The organism is Cerasibacillus sp. JNUCC 74 (genome assembly GCF_053667775.1).
Genome location: NZ_CM132207.1, coordinates 4,047,961 through 4,064,939 on the forward strand (window position 1 = coordinate 4,047,961; position 16,979 = coordinate 4,064,939).

The following is a 16,979-nucleotide window of genomic DNA, read 5'->3' on the forward strand; positions in this document are numbered from 1 at the left end:
CAAGCTGAAAGTAGTCTTTAACCATTCCCCGTTCGGCTAAAATGGTCAGTGCATCTTGATCCTCAACGAAGTCAAAATGGTAATCCCAGCAAATAATGCTACTACCATCGTAGAGAAGCCTCCAATGACAAAAACCTCAGTAAAAATACCAGTAACATAGCGGAGAACAAAGAAGGCAAGTGCGGTAAGTGGACTCTCATCTAGCATTTATGTTGTGCCATGATACAAGTGCTAGTACAAGTCCAATGGAAACAAATAAATGCTGGTAAATACAAGTAGTATTTTTATTCTGCCTGAACGTAGAGCCTTTTGTGATCTTTTAGGCAATTTCCGAGAAGCCCCATAACTTCAACCCCGCCAAAAGCATAAAATGCATAGATCAGTGATTCCCAAAACCCTGCTGCTCCTTTTGAAAAGAAACCTTTATCTTTTTCTAGTGACGTTACTACCTCTGCACCATTCATCCAATCTTTTAGTATTAAGAAACCAGCTACCAAGATAAACATGCAGATCGCAGCTGTTTTCATCACTCCAAGAAACCCTTCTATTTTTCTAAATCCGTTCACTCCTGTTAATATTAGTTAGATACAAATGAAATGATAGCATGACAAATCGTATCCTTTCTTTGTCGATTTTCTTACCCTCTCCAGGGTAACTGGATTTATGAGGAAAGAGTCTCATGAAAAAGTTTGTCCTTTCGCACATAAAAATTATTGAACTGGAAAATATAGAGAATGAATATTAAAACTAGGAGGAATCCATTATGCAACAGATGAATCAACCAGGAAATCAGAAACAGCCTGAGAATATGCCCCAACAGCAAGGAATGCCTCATATCGGAGGACACGAAGTATTTGATGCACACGAAGTCATTTCAGGTGTTATTAGCATGCTTGACCACTATCAATTGTATGAGCAGCATATTCAAGACCCAGAATTAATGGACATTTTAAAGCGACAAACAGCTTTTGTTACCCAGACTTACAATACAATTGTTGAAACGTTCAAAACCGGAAAAGACCCTTCGGTACCGACCCAAACTTATAAAATGCAGCAAGACAATGACGCCATTTTTGGAATGAAACCTGGTCAGCCAAAAAAGCCTAATACTTCTGTGAACGAAATCTCGGACCAAGGAATTTCAAGTTATATGTTAGGACACGCAAAATCGCTATCTCCTCTCATGGCGATGGCAGCTACAGAAATGACAAATCCTGTACTGCGCCGTGTTGTTGCCGATAGTGTTCCCAACTTTATTGAAATGAGCTATGAAATTTTCCTTTATCAGAATAAGCATGGGTATTATCAGGTTGCACAACTAAACCAACAGGATATGCAGCAAATGCTAAATAGCTATACTACTGTTCAACAAGGTAATCAATTGCATTAAACAAAACAAAATCGATTCCGAAAATTAACTACATTTTTTGAGTAATTTAAACATTATAGGATTCTGTAGATGTTCTATCTGCAGAATCTTATTTAAATGAAGGATAGGCTTCAGTTAGTAGAAAAAATGATCGCGTTCTTAAAGTTCTTATTAGAGAGTGCTTGAATAATAAAGAAGTTTTTGAATCCGTCATTAATCACATGACGATGCCTGCCCTAAAGTTTCACTTTATCGTATAAGAAAAACGATGGCTATCGCTAAGGGCTTGGCGATAAGCCAAGCTTTTCCAAACACAAACAAACCGAACAATTATAAATGAATTGTTCGGTTTGTGCTATTTAGTATTTGCTTATGTCCCAGCCCTTTTTAGATGTACGCTATAGCATCTTATTTTAGCTAGTAATACTTCTCTTTCTTACCTTCGACATCGAGAGCATAATCGTGACTAGTGAAAGGCTTATCAATATTCCTCCAACCATAGCATTTTTCTCAACGGAAGCCTGTTCAATAACAATTCCACCAATAAGAGAACCAAATGCGATACCAAAATGCAGTGCAGAATTATTTAAGCTTTGTTGAATATCCGCTGTCTCCGGTGCAGACTCAATCAAATAACTTTGTAAAGCTGGAGTAATTGCCCAGCTCATCATTCCCCAAATAATCATCACTATAATAAATAAGGCTAAAACCGAAGTCGTATATGGAAGCGTAAAAATGGATAAAGAGAAAATAATCAGCGTTGTGATCATTGTTCTTTTAGATCCAAACCGATCCGATAATGTTCCTCCGACACCACCACCGCTTACAGCAGCAATACCGAAGATAAAATAAAAGACGCTTAACCAGCTTCCACTAATACCCATCGTCATTTTGACAAATGGGGTGAAATAAGCATATAAAATCGTATGTCCAGCCATAAATAAAAAGGTTGTACCATGCGCTAAAAAGATCTTACTTTCTTTTAAGGAGTTGATTTGCTCCTTTAAGGATACTTGCGGTTTAGGCGGAACCTTGTCCATCAATAAATAAACTCCAAGCATGGATAAAATCGTTAAAAATACAATGAATAGAAAAGGAGCCCTCCAGCCAAACGCATTACCCAGTACTAGACCAATCGGCACTCCTAAGACAATCGACCCGCTAATCCCCATCGAAACAAAACCAATGGCACGGCCACGGTGCTTTTCACTTCCTATATTTGCAGCGATGGTTAAGCATAATATAATCAGCAATGAACCACTTGCTGCTGAAAGCATTCGTCCGATAAATAGCACACTGTAAACAGGGCTAAAGGCAACAAGTAAATTACTAAGCGAAAAAATGAATAAGAAAATAAGGGTTAGACGTTTCCGCTCTATTTTCGCTGTAGCAATCATTAAAAGGGGAGCGGTAATCGCAAATACTAAAGAAAAGACAGTGATTAATAGTCCAGCCTTCCCTAAGCTGACATGCAGATCTTCTGCAACTAAATCCAATATTCCTCCAATAATTAATTCAACCATTCCTACTACAAAAGATACAATTGTTAATAAATATACACGTTTGTCCATCCTATGACGCCTTTCTAATAATATCTCGTAATACACTGCACGTTAACGCCTTGTTGTCTAAAGAAAAACCAGCTAACGCTAATCCTTTGGTACTTATAATGCTATGTTGGCCTCGCCTATACGCAAAAAATATCTTTTTATAATGCCGAATCAACTTCTATTAAACGTAAACATATAATCGCGCTGTGATCCACTTAGCCATTATCAAAAAACTCGTGAAGGGGACGATAATGGGAAAGCGAATCAAGCGCGACTCGTGTTTAGAAAGCAAAATCGTTTCGCTCCGTTAGGTCGATACCTTGTTCTTAACGACAACGATTTCTCCATTTTTTATTATAACAGATAGGTCAATATAAAAAGCCAGTGTTATCGTCAATATATTACGATCATACCATATGAATTCACGAATAAAGTGAAACTTCATTTCTTGGAATGCCTTTCACAAGAAATGTTAGCACCACAAGGGTATGACCTAAAGGCCTCTGAACGAATCAGGCATTTAGATGCCGTTAACTACCACATATTCCCTATTGTATCAACTCAAGGTCTTGAAGGGGGAGGCTTACGGCATCTTACATGCGGGATAAAGGTGGTTCAGCATTTGCCGCATCATTTTACCAAGCTGTTGTCATATACGATTAATGAAGCTCTGGCCAATACTCTTTATTCACCTCAATGAAGTCATCTAGTAACTGTTTTGCAACTGTAGCACTTGGAACCGTTTGCGATAATGTAAGTGCCTGCCATAGTTTTTGATACGAATGTTCTATCCATGCTTCTACCACTAGCTTCTCCACAGCTACCTGCTGTTCCATTAAACCCTTTTGGAAAGTTGGTATTTCACCAATCGCTAATGGTTCATAACCATCTTTTCCTACAATACATGGTATTTCTACCATTGCATCATCTGGGAAGTTTTTAATAGCTCCTTTATTTTCTACAATAATAAGCATCTTCTCTTTCGTATTGAAGGCTAATGCGGTAGCTAAATCAACAATAAATTCTGCGTGAATTCCGATTTCCAGTGTTGTACCTTGGGAATGACCATTTTTTTCAATCTCCGCACACGCTTCAAATACTTCTTTTTCACGCCCATCAATGACTTCATTAGCTCGTGTGTAATTTGGATCTGTATGTTCTACGACATAGTCTGGATATAAATAGTATTTTAAATACGTGTTTGGAATAGTAGTAGGCTCGACTTCCACTAAGTGCTTAGCAAATAGGTTTGTCTCAAACCAACTGTCTTTATTAGCTGTTGCCATACCTTTTTCTCCATTGATAAAGCCATATGTTTTCATATGCTCGATTAATTCAGGTAGTAATTCATTTCCTGCTTTATCTTTGATTGATGTATACCAGCCAAAGTGGTTTAATCCGTAATATCTAATATCTAAGTCTTTCCGAGAAGGAACACCAACGATATCAGCAATGCTATGCTCCATACCAATTGGCATATCACAAATATTTATCACTCGAGAATTAGGGCGTAATCTACGTGTCGCTTCCGCTACGATCGAAGCTGGGTTTGAATAGTTTAACATCCAACAATGAGGTGAATATTTTTCCATATAATCAATGTTTTCCAGCACCCCACCGATTGAACGCATACCATAAGCAATTCCACCCGGTCCACACGTTTCTTGTCCTACGCAACCATGCTTCAATGGAAGTTTTTCATCTAATTCCCGCATCGGTAATTTTCCAACACGTATATGTGCTAAACAAAAATCAACATCGGTATATGCTTCTTCAGGATCTGTCGTTGCTACATAATCAATGCTTGGATCTTTTTCTTTGATCAATATCTCACATGCTTTCGCAACTTTATTTTGCCTTTCTTCATCATTATCATAAAGCTTAATCTTTCTTAATGGCAAACGATCCAAATTGTCTAACAACATTAGAATTATTTCCGGAGTATAGGTGCTCCCACCGCCTGCAATAACTACTGATAGTTTCTTCTTCATAAAACATCCTCACCTTCATAAAAGTAATATTGATGTACTTTAGATGAAAAGGAAGTTCATTTAAATTAATAAATTATTGTCCTAGACTTAAAGTACCAGTACATGCCTGCAGTTTAAGTGTACCACTCTCGTTTCTAAGCACACAATTATACTTTTTCCGCATCATGAGGAAAAGTGGCAACGAAATTTTAAAGTTTCATCTCCTGAATTTATAACTTATATAATCCTTCATCAAAATTATACCTGTCTTTAGGTCTAGTGGCCCTCTTTTTGAATGCAATTTTTACTATTACTTTGTGTTGCAAGATTTATTATTCGTTTATTTCCGTGCAACATCTCTGTTTACAAAAATATGAGTTTTACAAAATTTTTTTAACACCTAAAATATTATTTGAAATCTATTTATTTTATGTTATGCTAGATTTGCAGATTAATGGAAGCGGATACAAAGGCAGGTATTAACCATGGGAGATAAAAATAACGTTATATTCGACTTAGCCATTCGAACAGCAGATATGATTGTAAAAATGTTTGGGGATCGTTGTGAAGTGGCTGTACATGACTTCACTGATTTACAGCATTCGTTAATTCATCTTGCAGGTAATGTCACAGGTAGGAAAATTGGTTCACCAATTACGGATCTCGTTTTAAATGAATTAACTAAAAAGCAAGAAGATGTACAAGATATTCCCAGTTATAAAACGCAATCCAAGCAAGGGAAAGTACTGAAATCCTCTACCGTTTTTTTAAGAGATGACAAGGAAAAAATTATTGGGGCACTTTGTATGAACTATGATATTAGTCTGTTCATACAATTTGGTGGAGAAATTGAACAATTTATTAATTTTCAACAAGAAAAACAAGCAACGGAAACATTTTTTAATTCGGTACATGATGTTATTCACGAAATGGTAGATCGAGTTATTCTCGATCACAAAAAAGCACCAGTAGAAATGTCAATTGATGAAAAAGTAGACTGTGTACGGATTTTAGATGAAAAAGGGGTTTTCTTAATAAAAGGAGCAACAGAATATGTAGCTCAGAGACTAGGTGTATCAAAGTTTACTATTTATAATTACCTTCATAAGGTACGCTCGTTAAACGAATACCAAGTTGAAGTAGAAAAATAGTAATAGCACAAAATACAATGAAAATACACATAAAGACATTTTAAAAAGGACGATACTATTCATCTTGTTTTAGCATTATTTACATTGTTTAGCTACAAAGCACCAAGAGGAATGAAGCAATGGGTGCATTAGCTATGCTGCAATTGCTACCTTTTTAGTAGAAGCGTATAGCGTTATGTAGGCAGCAATTTATTATATGTTGAATTTTGAGGAGAGGTTGGTGATGCTACTGGAAGTATGGGAGGTGTAGCAGCTGCTGTACTCGTTGCCTTAGCCATGGGTGTACTGCCAGTTTATGCATTAATGGTTGGTGTTTCTTCAGCCAGGCTGGGATTACTTCCAGGTTTTATTGCTGGGTACTTAATATCATTTATTATAAAACAAATTGAATCCAAGGTGCCTGATCGACTGGATTTAATTGTTTCTATTTGTGTAGCCCCATCACTAGCACGACTAATCGCTGTATTTTGCCGATCCAATCAAGTAGATATCATCTTCGCTAATCCCATTCCTGTTTACATTACCAATTTCCTGGACGGGGGCTCAAGTGTAATTGTTTCACTATCCGGCTTAGTAAATGAGTCACTGGAACAACTACACCAATTGCTGGCTTTGCAGTTATGTATGGATTTAATATGAATCAAAGGTGTAACTATTATTGCGCTTCGTTGCGCAGCATGCAGTGCACTTTGGGGATATATTGGCTCTAAAACTTTAAAATCCGATGGGTGCATGAATTGGCGGAAATTAACGGATAATGGTATAAAAAAGTTATTCATAATGATTTACAAAGAATCGTTTAACATAATAGTATAAACAATAGGTGGTGATAGGTATGAAATATAATTCTGTTTTTGATATTATCGGTCCAGTAATGATTGGTCCTTCTAGCTCTCATACTGCTGGCGCAGCAAGAATTGGGAAAGCTGCTCGCAACTTATTGGGCGAAGAACCAACATGGGCTAAAATTCACTTATATGAATCTTTTGCCAAAACCTATAAAGGTCATGGTACTGATTTCGCATTAGTAGGTGGGTTGCTTGGCTTTGAAACGGATGACCCACGAATGAGTAAAGCATTAGACATTGCAAAAGAACGCAATTTTGATATAGAGTTTATTGAAGACACAGCTGCAGTTAATCATCCGAATACCGTGCGCTTAATCATAGGAAGTGATACGAATCAAATCGAATTAGTAGGTATCTCCATCGGTGGTGGAAAAGTCGAAATTACCGAGCTAAACGGTTTTGTGCTTCGCTTATCAGGTAACCATCCGGCTCTGTTAGTTATGCATAATGACAGATTTGGGGCAATTGCTTCGGTCACTAGCATATTAGCAAAACACGAAATCAATATTGGACATATGGAAGTAAATCGGAAAGATGTTGGTGATGAGGCGTTAATGGTAATTGAAGTGGACCAAAATATAAAGGAAACGGTTATGCATGAACTACAAAAAGCAGCGCATATTACCAATATTTGTACGATCATAAGTTAAAATTTTAAGAGAAAGGGGTTAATCTATGTTTCGGACAGTAGCAGAACTTGTAGAGTTGGCAGAAAAAGAAAACATACCCATTTCGGAAGTAATGATTCGACAAGAAATGGACGTGAAAGAAAAAACTCGTGAAGAAGTTATGGCAGAAATGGAAAAAAATTTAGAGGTGATGGAAAAAGCGGTTGAGGACGGCTTAAAAGGGGTTAAGTCAGTAACCGGCTTAACTGGCGGAGATGCTGTATTAATTCAAAACTACATGAAAGAAAAAACACCTTTATCTGGTCATCTACTGTTGGATGCGGTAAGTAAAGCAATGGGAACAAACGAAGTCAACGCAGCAATGGGGATTATTTGTGCAACTCCAACTGCAGGAAGCGCTGGTTGCGTCCCAGGGACATTATTTGCTGTAAAAAACCAATTAAACCCAAGTCGTGAACAGATGGTACGATATTTATTTACCGCTGGGGCGTTCGGATTTGTTGTCGCCAATAATGCCTTTATCTCCGGAGCAGCCGGGGGATGCCAAGCAGAAGTAGGTTCCGCGGGTGCGATGGCTTCGGCTGCTATTGTTGAAATGGCTGGGGGAACTCCGCAGCAATCAGCTGAAGCATTTGCCATTACATTAAAAAACATGCTCGGACTTGTTTGTGATCCGGTGGCTGGACTTGTAGAGGTTCCCTGCGTAAAGCGAAATGCAGCAGGTTCATCACTCGCCATTGTTTCTGCAGATATGGCACTAGCTGGTGTCACCAGTCGCATTCCTTGTGATGAAGTTATTGGTGCTATGTATCGAATTGGCAAAACGATGCCTTCTGCTTTACGGGAAACAGGAGAAGGCGGACTGGCTGATACACCAACGGGGCGTTGGTTACAACAGAAAATCTTTGGCTAATGAGCATGGTGGAGCAATAAATATTTTTGCTTCACCATCTTGGTTTATCATCCACTTTTGTAAAAATGTTAATTCTGGTTTTCTCTTTTGTTTTTCCTAAAGTGAAACGAAGTACAAACGAGATAACCAATGATTCCTTGGCAATTACCATTTATTATGCTTTCCAGTCACAGAACCTGCTATAAATTGTATAATGGTAACAAAAGCTAGAAGCTCTCGGTTAGTAGCGTAAAAACGACAGAACTTCTGACAAGCTAAAGTGAACCTTCATTTATTGGAATGGTTTTTCCAGAAATAGTAGTGCCGCAAGAATATGACCTAAAGCCCACTGAACCAATCAGGCATTAGGGGCCGTATCTCTACTTATTATCTATAACTCTTGAATGGGGAGTCTTACGGCACCTTACATACGGGATAAGGAAAACATGCCTCTAAAACAGGGGGAAACGACGCTAGAGCGGCAAGTCCTCTTTTAGTCGGGCTTCCTTTAGATTCGAGCGATGATGACTTATCGTAGGAAGGAGTTTGCTAGTCACTCAAGCGCTTAAGCTAGACAACGAAGCTACTTTTCAAAAAAGGTATCCACAATGAAATAGTTTTACAGTTCCCTAAATAGTAAAGAGGCTAAATCTCTAAGAGATTTAGCCTTGTCTTATGATTAATATTGATCTGGACTGTAAACAAAAGCGTTTGGCACAACATTATTCGGATCATACGTTTCTAATATCTTTCCGTAGCGTTCTCTGTAATTATTTTCAACTTCTAATTGAGGAATTACCTTTGTTGCTTCTTCAAAGAAATGCTTAGAACCTCTACCCATTTCCTTTCCTCGTTTTGTATGTTTATCAAGTGCTACATCCATGATTTCCGGTTTTTTACCCATGGCAAAACCTTTAATAATAATATTTTTTAAATAATCACTAGATCTATCTTTCGTGCTTTCACATAAAATACGAATGGCATGAATGAAATACATTGGCTGATCGCCATCATTATACGGAAAATTCTTTCTCATTTCATTTAAATTTTGAACATGTAAAGCAGCATCTAAATTACCAAAGCCGATATCTTCAACTGAAATGGTTAATAATCTTCTCCACAGTCTGTCTAATAATTGTGGTGAACTAATATACAATTCATATGCATATCCACAAGCTTCCTCCACCATTGCTCTACGAATTGCTTTCTGCAACGAAGAAACAATCTCATCCGTTGCAAAGTTGTTTCTTGTTTTTGTTTCCGCCCAAATATTATAAGCTTGACTCATAGTAACGTCTCTCCTTGTTCATTTTCTGTTTGTAATATTGAATATCTAAAAAACTCCATAGATTAAAAGTTTAATTAGCTTGATATACTTCTATTAATTCTTGTACTAAAATCTTTATCGTTTCTGCACTCATCAGTTGATCCTCTGCATGAACTAACAGTAAGCTTACTTGGGGTTCTAACTTTTGCATTTCATCTGTTAAAACAGATGAATGAATATGGTGTGCTTCAGAATAAACATCAGAACCCTCTTGTAGCTTTTTCATAGCCGCTTCTAGATTCCCTTTTTTAGCATCGTCCAAAGCCATTAAATAGTTAGATTTTGCAAGTCCTGCACAAGTAATAATTTTCATTGCTACTTCGGATAAATTCTCCACCATGGACATATTGTTAAGCTTTCCTTTCATCGTGTAGTTTGTGAGCTTGCTGTAATGCCTCTTCTCCGTTAGCCATTGCATAGGTTCTAGGCTCCACAGCAGCTACAGGAATTTGTAATGTCTCTTGAATGGAATCTACAGCGTAAATAATCTGTGGGCCAACTAGACATACATCCCACTTTCCTTTTTCCTCTCCTAAACCATTATTCGATCTTGCCTCTATAACTACATCCTCATTTTTAATCGCAGCAGCCTTTTTCATTTTATCCACTAAGATAGAGCTTGACATTCCTGCATTACAAACTAATAAAATTCTCATTTCATTCACTCCTTCTTATTGATTAAACATTTCATTCAATCTAATAGATGTTTGTCAAAAAAAGATTTGGTTAAGCTAATAATCTTATCCAGAAACTCCTTCTTATCCTTCGCCTCCAGCAAGCTGGAGATAGAATCATTATCCAAGGCTAACTGCTGAATAAAATGAAACAATGTGCTAACATCATCATCCATTTTATTTTCAATAGCTAACAGAAAAACAATTTTTATTTTTTCTCCATTATGGATGAGTGGCTTTTTTAGTAAAGCTACATTGACCGTCGTTTTTTTCGCAAATGAAGTTAATGGATGTGGAATCATAAAATATTTGCCTAATGTAGTTGGATAATTTTCCTCTCGTTGAATCACATCCTTTACATATCCATCCACATCATCGATGCGGTTATGCTGTTTAAACTTCTGTGCCATCTTTCCAATTAATTCTGGGAATTCAAAAGCCTTGTCATATATTTCAACAAACTCATCACTAAACATTCTTAAAATCAACTTTTCATATCGATTGCTGTTTTTTATTTTATGGATGGTGTTAGCAAGGGAGAAATAATCACTTCGTTCCGGTATTCTCTCGATAACATGACATGGTATTTGTTCGTCTATATTTAAAATGTTTGTGGCAATGATTAAGTCTACATCATTATTTTCTAAATACTTCTCAAGAGCAATCAGCGGTAGGCACGCTGTAACTTCAATATGATTGATAAAATTACTCGCAAGCCAATTTTGGATAATATGATTAATTCCCATACTTGTATCACTAATCACAACTGTTTTTAACCGAATATTATTTTTTCTTAAAAAAATCTCAATATAGATGGCGATATAAGATATTTCATCATCTACTAAATACCTCTTTTGATATCGATACACGATATGAACAATCAACATCGCCACTTCATAAGCAAATGGATAGCGCTTTTTAATATCTCCTATAATCGGATTGGATAACTCATAGTTTGTATCTAACCGACGCAGCATATATTCGATATGAACCTTTAAATTCTCTATCGTTTCTACACTTTCCTTTAAATCGATACTATATTTATCCATTACTTCTCGGCTAAATTCATTCAATATGGTTAAGGCAGTAACACTGATATTTTCATCAACAGACATCGTACTTGTAGGTATTTTAAGTGACCAGAAGAAACGATTTAAACTGGTTTTGTCATGCTCTTTAATATCGATTCCTGATTCGATTAATTCGTTAAGTAAAGAGCTTATATTCCCATTGAAAAATGATTTTGTCTCCGTCTTTATCGTAAAGCCAAATCGATTCCTAATAACAACAATATAAATCGCAACAACAATCATTTCGAAAGATTTATCATCGACGATAAGCTTTTGCGCAGCTAATTGATTTTTTATTTTTATCTTCAATAAATCAAGTTCTTTATAATCAAAATTTCCATTTACTAGTAGCTGTAAATCCTGCAAATAATCTTGTTTATCTGATAAGACCAGCTCTTTTAGCATTTTAAATAACACATATCTTATTTCATCTTCTGACGCTTCAACACGGATCGTATTCTGGTGGAACCGAATAGGTGTAACATTATATTTATCATTTAACATTTGTTTGAGTTTACTTATATCTTTAAAAATAGTTTGCTCTGACACGTATAAACGATCTGCCAAATCATAGCAATCCTGATGTCCTTTAAATAATACTTCTCCTAATATTGCATAGAGGCGATCATCATTATTTTGGTGCAATAGGGTTTGTTTTTTTACCATTGGGTCAATGAATGCCTTTAAGCTCTCTATATATTCCGGGTTAAGATAATAACCCTTTTTATTAGATGAATGAATACTAAAGCCTTCTTCACTTAATGCTTTATTAATCGAGGCGATATCATTTCTTACGGTTCTTGTAGAAACATTCAACTTATCAGCTAATTTAGCTCCAAATACTCCCGTGTTATTTTTAAGAATTAGCTCAATTATTTCTTTTTGGCGTTCCGTAAACATAGATATCACCTACTCTCTTTAGAAATTATACTGGCTTTAAGACATCTCCAAAATATTAGCACGAATCACTAGTTCGGCAATATCTCTATTAGTGGAAATTTACTTCGTACGTCCCCTTACTTAATACATATAACTTAAGCTGTTTTTTCCTTTTCTTTTTTCAACTCATTGCTTTCCATGGCTTTAAAGAATGGAAAATAAATCAATGTCATTATGATTAAGCTGACAAAAACGAAGACCACAGCTTTCCAATCTAATGTCATTAAAAATGCTCCCACTCCAGGTGGCAAAAATCCTGGCGGGTTGGCAATTGGCATGCCGATAAGACCAGTAGTCATTGCAAAATACGTTAGTATGGTTATAAGTAACGGTCCGAATACAAAAGGAATGAACATAAATGGGTTTAATATGATTGGTGCACCAAATATGAGTGGTTCATTAATTCCAAATAGTGAAGGTATAATAGAAACCTTACCAATCGCATTTAAGTTCTTTGCTCTTGATCGCATCATTAATAACACTAAACCAAGCGTTAACCCCGATCCTGTTACTTGTAATATGTTATAGTATAACCCAAACGTAAAGATGTGAGTTACTTCGGCGCCAGCGCTATAAGCGGCAATATTTTCCGCTTGATATGTTATTGCAAATGGTGCCCAGACTGCTGAAGTAATTGCCGGTCCGTGTAAACCGAAAAACCATAAAAACTGAGTTAAAAAGATAACAATTAATAATGATGGTAAACTATCCATCGAACTAATAGCTGGCGCTAAAACGTTCATAATTACTTGTGGAAAAGCCACATCTCCTAGTTTTGTTGAAAGAATGGCTATCGCCGTTGCAATAATAATGTTTACAACCATTGGAAATAAGTTACTAAAGCTATCCCCAACCATTTGTGGCACACTAGATGGAAGTCTGACAACCATTTTCTTATTAATCATAAATCGGGTTATTTCTACGGTTAAGATGGCAGAGATAATACTTACAAATAGCCCCTGAGCTCCTAAATAAGTTATATCTAAGCCAGACTCTGTAATTACCCCACTTAAAATCACATGAGTAATAATTGCTGTAATACCATATTGGGATGATTTTAACCCATATTTCTTAGCTAAAGAATTGGCAATAAAAAACGCTGCATAAATGGATAATAATCCATTCGTAAACTTATCTGGATAGGTTAGAATTTCAATATTATTTGCAAAAAAATCATGGATAGGACCACTTGGAAACACATTCATAAATGCTATTGGCAAAATAAAAAACGATCCTATAATGATAATTGGTATAATTGCAATCATTCCGTCTTTGATTGCTTGTAGGTGCTTCTGCTGTTCAACTTTATTTGCGATTGGCATCAGCCATTTCATTAAAGTTTCTTGAACTTTTGAGCTTTTCATGGCGACCTCCTATTGTGAAGTTTTTTACTTGTTTGCTACAGCTTAACTATATATGAAAACGGTTTTGGCCAGCAAATAAACATTTTCCTCCCTAGTAGGAAAAGCTTTTTTCTGCTCTGGTTATTTATTTCCAATAAGCAAGTAAGTATACTTTCTCTAGCTTCAGATAACATGGCTTTTGAAGGGCAATATGTAGTTGAATAAAAGTATAGAGAACCAAAGCAACAACACATTCACTAGATTATTCTGATTAGACTTTTTGAGCATCTCCAACAAATGCCGGTTACTAATAAAACGGTAGTAGCCATACTTCATTTTTACTATGTGTCATTTGTTAGGCACCTTAGAAACCACTCTACCCTGATATTTATACAGCAAAAAACGGATCTGCTATAAACAGATCCGCTTCAAAAGGGGATTACGTTTTTCCTAAGGCATATTCACTTTACCATCAATTAAAGAGGCTTAATCCTGCCCCTTTGGTACATACTTAAAAATTTCACCGGACTCAAAAAATTCTATTAAACGGCTAATCCAATTATAATAGTCTAGTGATTTTTTGATTTCCTCTAATAATATATTTATCTGGGCTTCTACTTCCTTACTCGGGAGTGCCTCTTCCTGCAGTTTCACTAATTGTCTGCGCAGATTGTGCTCTTGTAATCTGCTTTTACTAATGGTTTTACGCCAATTAGCAGAAAACAAAGTGATAAATGTTTGATAATAGTCATTATCTACTTTAATTAAATCTTTGCGTACACCTTTGACAAAAACTTTTTCAGCGATATTTAGTTCTATCATCTCACGAACCACTTGACTCATCCGCATTTTACTCATTCCCATTGCTTCAGACAATTGTTCGAGCGTCATTGGCTCCTTCCGCATGCAAATAATCCCAAATACCCTGCCAACCGTTTTAGAGACTCCAAACGTATGCACATTATCGGCTATTTTTTCAATCATTTCATTTTCTAACATTTCCATTTGGTCTGCAAGCTTTTCCATACCTATTTACCCCTTGAATTGTACTATTGTAAAAGCTAATATACCATAATTTTTTCAAAAACAAAAAAGCCAAATGTTGACTATTTTATAGCAAAATAAAGCAATTATACGAATAATCGAGTATAAAATGTGTAAAATATATTTTTTATACATTTTACAAAGATTATGAAGGGCTTTGCTGGTTTTGTTTTAATTTGCATTCTTCTATAATTACTTTAGGTCTATAAGGCGGTGAAAAGATCAAGAAAAATATGAAGGGGGTGCTTTGTTTTGCTTAAATTTGATCATGTTTCAAAAGTGTATGAAGGCGGAACAAAAGCAGTCGACAATATCAATCTGGAAATAGACAGCGGTGAATTCATCGTATTTATCGGGCCAAGCGGTTGTGGTAAAACAACAACGATGAAGATGATTAACCGATTAATTGAAACAACAGAAGGTACTATTTATATAAACGGTAAAAATATTAACGAACAAGATGAAGTAGAGTTAAGAAGGTCCATTGGCTACGTTATTCAGCAAATCGGTTTGTTCCCTCATATGACAATCGCAGAAAATATTTCTCTCGTACCAAAACTACTTCATTGGCCTGAGGATAAACGTCGTGCACGTGCAGAGGAATTATTACAATTAGTCAATATGCGTACAGAATATTTAGATCGTTATCCGAATGAATTAAGTGGCGGTCAACAACAACGGATTGGTGTATTACGAGCACTTGCTGCTGATCCTCCACTTATTTTAATGGACGAGCCTTTTGGTGCGTTGGATCCTATTACACGAGATGGGTTGCAGGATGAATTTAAAAAGCTGCAACAATCGCTTGGCAAAACAATCGTTTTTGTTACCCATGATATGGATGAAGCAATCAAGCTTGCAGATCGGATTGTGATTATGCGTCAAGGAAAAATTGTCCAGGTTGGCACACCAGAAGAAATATTAAGTAACCCAGCGGATGAGTTTGTAGAGGAATTTATTGGAAAACATCGTCTCATTGAATCTAGACCAAATTTACAAACTGTCGCACAAATTATGAACGAACATCCAATTACCATTGACGAGAAAAACACTATTTCTGAAGCTATCAAGATCATGAAAAACCACAAAGTAGATTCCTTGTTAGTAGTGGATACCGCTAATGTTTTAAAAGGTATGATTGATATTGAAATGATTGAACAAAACAGACTAAAACAAGGGAATATAAAACAAATTATGCAAACGGATATTTATAAAGTAGACCAACATGCCTTGCTACGTGATTCCGTTCACAAAATTTTGCGTAACGGCTTTCGCTATGTTCCTGTCGTAGATGAACAAAACAAGCTTACTGGAATTGTGACACGGGCGAGCTTAGCTAATATTGTATATGATTCTATTTGGGGAAATGACGAGTAATAAAGAACATCATCTCACACACCCTTTAACATGAATAAGGAAAATGCTTCAGTGAACAGGCTGGACCATTTTTAGGAATGTACCACAAAACGAAGGAAGTGATTACGTGGAGACATTACAAACATTTTTCGCTGATTATGGGGATCAATTATTATTTAAAGCTTGGGAACACCTTTACATTTCCATTATCTCCATATCTTTAGGTATCCTAGTAGCCGTTCCACTCGGTATTACGTTAACCCGTATCCCTAAAGTTGCCGATAAAATAATGTCCTTAGTCGGCATCATTCAAACATTCCCTACCTTAGCGATACTGGCTTTTTTTATTCCACTTTTAGGAATTGGAAAGGTTCCCGCCATTACCGCTCTATTTTTCTACTCGCTCCTCCCCATTTTACGTAATACCTATATAGGAGTCTACAACCTGAATGATAGTATATTAGAAGCAGGTCTTGGTATGGGAATGACTGGTTGGGAACGCATCCGCATGGTAGAAATACCATTGGCAATGCCGGTTATTATGGCAGGTATACGATTATCAACCGTTTATTTAATCGGTTGGGCTACGCTTGCATCATATATCGGTGCAGGCGGATTAGGAGATTTTATTTTTGACGGACTAAATTTATTTAAAACGGAATTTATCCTAGCAGGAGCCATCCCAACTACGTTACTCGCATTAATTATTGATTATTTACTAGGTCGTTTAGAGGAACGATTGACTCCTAAAGGAATTCGAAATTCATCAGAGGCTGCTTAGAAAGGAGGATACGTACATTGGTTAAACAAGGGAAGA

At 36.4% G+C, this 16,979-nt stretch carries 16 protein-coding genes; 7 read left to right on the top strand and 9 right to left on the bottom strand.

What is annotated here, in order from left to right:
* Window positions 1-284: 284 nt before the first annotated feature.
* Window positions 285-530, bottom strand: coding sequence for a hypothetical protein (locus JNUCC74_RS17875; RefSeq protein ID WP_454066352.1), 246 nt, complete (start codon window positions 528-530; stop codon window positions 285-287).
* 233 nt (window positions 531-763) lie between these two features.
* Here JNUCC74_RS17875 and JNUCC74_RS17880 point away from each other — a divergent pair, with 233 nt between their 5' ends.
* The gene (locus JNUCC74_RS17880) at window positions 764-1,390 is read left to right on the top strand and encodes a spore coat protein (protein ID WP_077318746.1); all 627 of its coding nucleotides are present in this window, start codon (window positions 764-766) and stop codon (window positions 1,388-1,390) included.
* Between the two features lie 392 nt (window positions 1,391-1,782).
* Here JNUCC74_RS17880 and JNUCC74_RS17885 read toward each other — a convergent pair whose 3' ends face one another.
* Both JNUCC74_RS17885 and JNUCC74_RS17890 read right to left on the bottom strand, forming a co-directional pair.
* Window positions 1,783-2,940, bottom strand: coding sequence for an MFS transporter (locus tag JNUCC74_RS17885; protein ID WP_077318747.1), 1,158 nt, complete (start codon window positions 2,938-2,940; stop codon window positions 1,783-1,785).
* A 638-nt stretch (window positions 2,941-3,578) separates the two neighbouring features.
* Window positions 3,579-4,910 (bottom strand): 6-phospho-alpha-glucosidase, encoded by a 1,332-nt coding sequence (locus JNUCC74_RS17890; protein WP_077318748.1) that lies wholly within the window; start codon window positions 4,908-4,910, stop codon window positions 3,579-3,581.
* 464 nt (window positions 4,911-5,374) lie between these two features.
* Between JNUCC74_RS17890 and JNUCC74_RS17895 the strand changes: the two genes are divergently transcribed.
* The 4 genes from JNUCC74_RS17895 (at window position 5,375) to sdaAA (ending at window position 8,430) form a co-directional block, all read left to right on the top strand.
* The gene (locus JNUCC74_RS17895) at window positions 5,375-6,040 is read left to right on the top strand and encodes a helix-turn-helix transcriptional regulator (protein WP_077318749.1); all 666 of its coding nucleotides are present in this window, start codon (window positions 5,375-5,377) and stop codon (window positions 6,038-6,040) included.
* A 237-nt stretch (window positions 6,041-6,277) separates the two neighbouring features.
* The gene (locus tag JNUCC74_RS17900) at window positions 6,278-6,679 is read left to right on the top strand and encodes a PTS sugar transporter subunit IIC (RefSeq protein WP_454066353.1); all 402 of its coding nucleotides are present in this window, start codon (window positions 6,278-6,280) and stop codon (window positions 6,677-6,679) included.
* 196 nt (window positions 6,680-6,875) lie between these two features.
* Window positions 6,876-7,538 carry an L-serine ammonia-lyase, iron-sulfur-dependent subunit beta gene (gene sdaAB / locus JNUCC74_RS17905; protein WP_454066354.1) on the top strand — a complete coding sequence of 221 codons (663 nt, stop codon included), beginning with the start codon at window positions 6,876-6,878 and terminating at the stop codon, window positions 7,536-7,538.
* 25 nt (window positions 7,539-7,563) lie between these two features.
* On the top strand, window positions 7,564-8,430 hold the full coding sequence (gene sdaAA / locus JNUCC74_RS17910) for an L-serine ammonia-lyase, iron-sulfur-dependent, subunit alpha (protein WP_454066355.1): 867 nt from the start codon (window positions 7,564-7,566) through the stop codon (window positions 8,428-8,430).
* Between the two features lie 658 nt (window positions 8,431-9,088).
* Here the strand turns inward: sdaAA and JNUCC74_RS17915 are convergent.
* From JNUCC74_RS17915 to JNUCC74_RS17940, 6 genes are all read right to left on the bottom strand, one after another.
* Window positions 9,089-9,697, bottom strand: a complete 609-nt coding sequence (locus tag JNUCC74_RS17915) for a hypothetical protein (RefSeq protein WP_077318752.1) — start codon at window positions 9,695-9,697, stop codon at window positions 9,089-9,091.
* Between the two features lie 70 nt (window positions 9,698-9,767).
* Entirely contained in the window at window positions 9,768-10,082 is a 315-nt protein-coding gene (locus tag JNUCC74_RS17920) for a PTS lactose/cellobiose transporter subunit IIA (protein WP_454066356.1), read from the bottom strand.
* A gap of 4 nt (window positions 10,083-10,086) precedes the next feature.
* Complete coding sequence (locus JNUCC74_RS17925) at window positions 10,087-10,392, bottom strand: PTS sugar transporter subunit IIB (protein WP_077318753.1); 306 nt, start codon at window positions 10,390-10,392, stop codon at window positions 10,087-10,089.
* A gap of 35 nt (window positions 10,393-10,427) precedes the next feature.
* Entirely contained in the window at window positions 10,428-12,380 is a 1,953-nt protein-coding gene (locus tag JNUCC74_RS17930; protein WP_454066357.1) for a BglG family transcription antiterminator, read from the bottom strand.
* Between the two features lie 134 nt (window positions 12,381-12,514).
* Window positions 12,515-13,783, bottom strand: a complete 1,269-nt coding sequence (locus tag JNUCC74_RS17935; protein WP_282862079.1) for a PTS sugar transporter subunit IIC — start codon at window positions 13,781-13,783, stop codon at window positions 12,515-12,517.
* A gap of 465 nt (window positions 13,784-14,248) precedes the next feature.
* Window positions 14,249-14,788, bottom strand: coding sequence for a GbsR/MarR family transcriptional regulator (locus JNUCC74_RS17940; RefSeq protein ID WP_077318755.1), 540 nt, complete (start codon window positions 14,786-14,788; stop codon window positions 14,249-14,251).
* Between the two features lie 270 nt (window positions 14,789-15,058).
* Between JNUCC74_RS17940 and JNUCC74_RS17945 the strand changes: the two genes are divergently transcribed.
* Complete coding sequence (locus JNUCC74_RS17945) at window positions 15,059-16,183, top strand: betaine/proline/choline family ABC transporter ATP-binding protein (RefSeq protein ID WP_454066358.1); 1,125 nt, start codon at window positions 15,059-15,061, stop codon at window positions 16,181-16,183.
* 106 nt (window positions 16,184-16,289) lie between these two features.
* Window positions 16,290-16,943 carry an ABC transporter permease gene (locus tag JNUCC74_RS17950; RefSeq protein ID WP_077318757.1) on the top strand — a complete coding sequence of 218 codons (654 nt, stop codon included), beginning with the start codon at window positions 16,290-16,292 and terminating at the stop codon, window positions 16,941-16,943.
* Window positions 16,944-16,979: the final 36 nt, after the last annotated feature.

Coding starts and splice junctions, on each gene's coding strand:
- JNUCC74_RS17890 (WP_077318748.1), bottom strand. CDS start 4,910: ATGAAGAAGAAACTATCAGTAGTTATTGCAGGCGGTGGGAGCACCTAT.
- JNUCC74_RS17915 (WP_077318752.1), bottom strand. CDS start 9,697: ATGAGTCAAGCTTATAATATTTGGGCGGAAACAAAAACAAGAAACAAC.
- sdaAA (WP_454066355.1), top strand. CDS start 7,564: ATGTTTCGGACAGTAGCAGAACTTGTAGAGTTGGCAGAAAAAGAAAAC.
- JNUCC74_RS17920 (WP_454066356.1), bottom strand. CDS start 10,082: ATGTCCATGGTGGAGAATTTATCCGAAGTAGCAATGAAAATTATTACT.
- JNUCC74_RS17900 (WP_454066353.1), top strand. CDS start 6,278: ATGGGAGGTGTAGCAGCTGCTGTACTCGTTGCCTTAGCCATGGGTGTA.
- JNUCC74_RS17935 (WP_282862079.1), bottom strand. CDS start 13,783: ATGAAAAGCTCAAAAGTTCAAGAAACTTTAATGAAATGGCTGATGCCA.
- JNUCC74_RS17925 (WP_077318753.1), bottom strand. CDS start 10,392: ATGAGAATTTTATTAGTTTGTAATGCAGGAATGTCAAGCTCTATCTTA.
- JNUCC74_RS17895 (WP_077318749.1), top strand. CDS start 5,375: ATGGGAGATAAAAATAACGTTATATTCGACTTAGCCATTCGAACAGCA.
- sdaAB (WP_454066354.1), top strand. CDS start 6,876: ATGAAATATAATTCTGTTTTTGATATTATCGGTCCAGTAATGATTGGT.
- JNUCC74_RS17880 (WP_077318746.1), top strand. CDS start 764: ATGCAACAGATGAATCAACCAGGAAATCAGAAACAGCCTGAGAATATG.
- JNUCC74_RS17940 (WP_077318755.1), bottom strand. CDS start 14,788: ATGGAAAAGCTTGCAGACCAAATGGAAATGTTAGAAAATGAAATGATT.
- JNUCC74_RS17885 (WP_077318747.1), bottom strand. CDS start 2,940: ATGGACAAACGTGTATATTTATTAACAATTGTATCTTTTGTAGTAGGA.
- JNUCC74_RS17930 (WP_454066357.1), bottom strand. CDS start 12,380: ATGTTTACGGAACGCCAAAAAGAAATAATTGAGCTAATTCTTAAAAAT.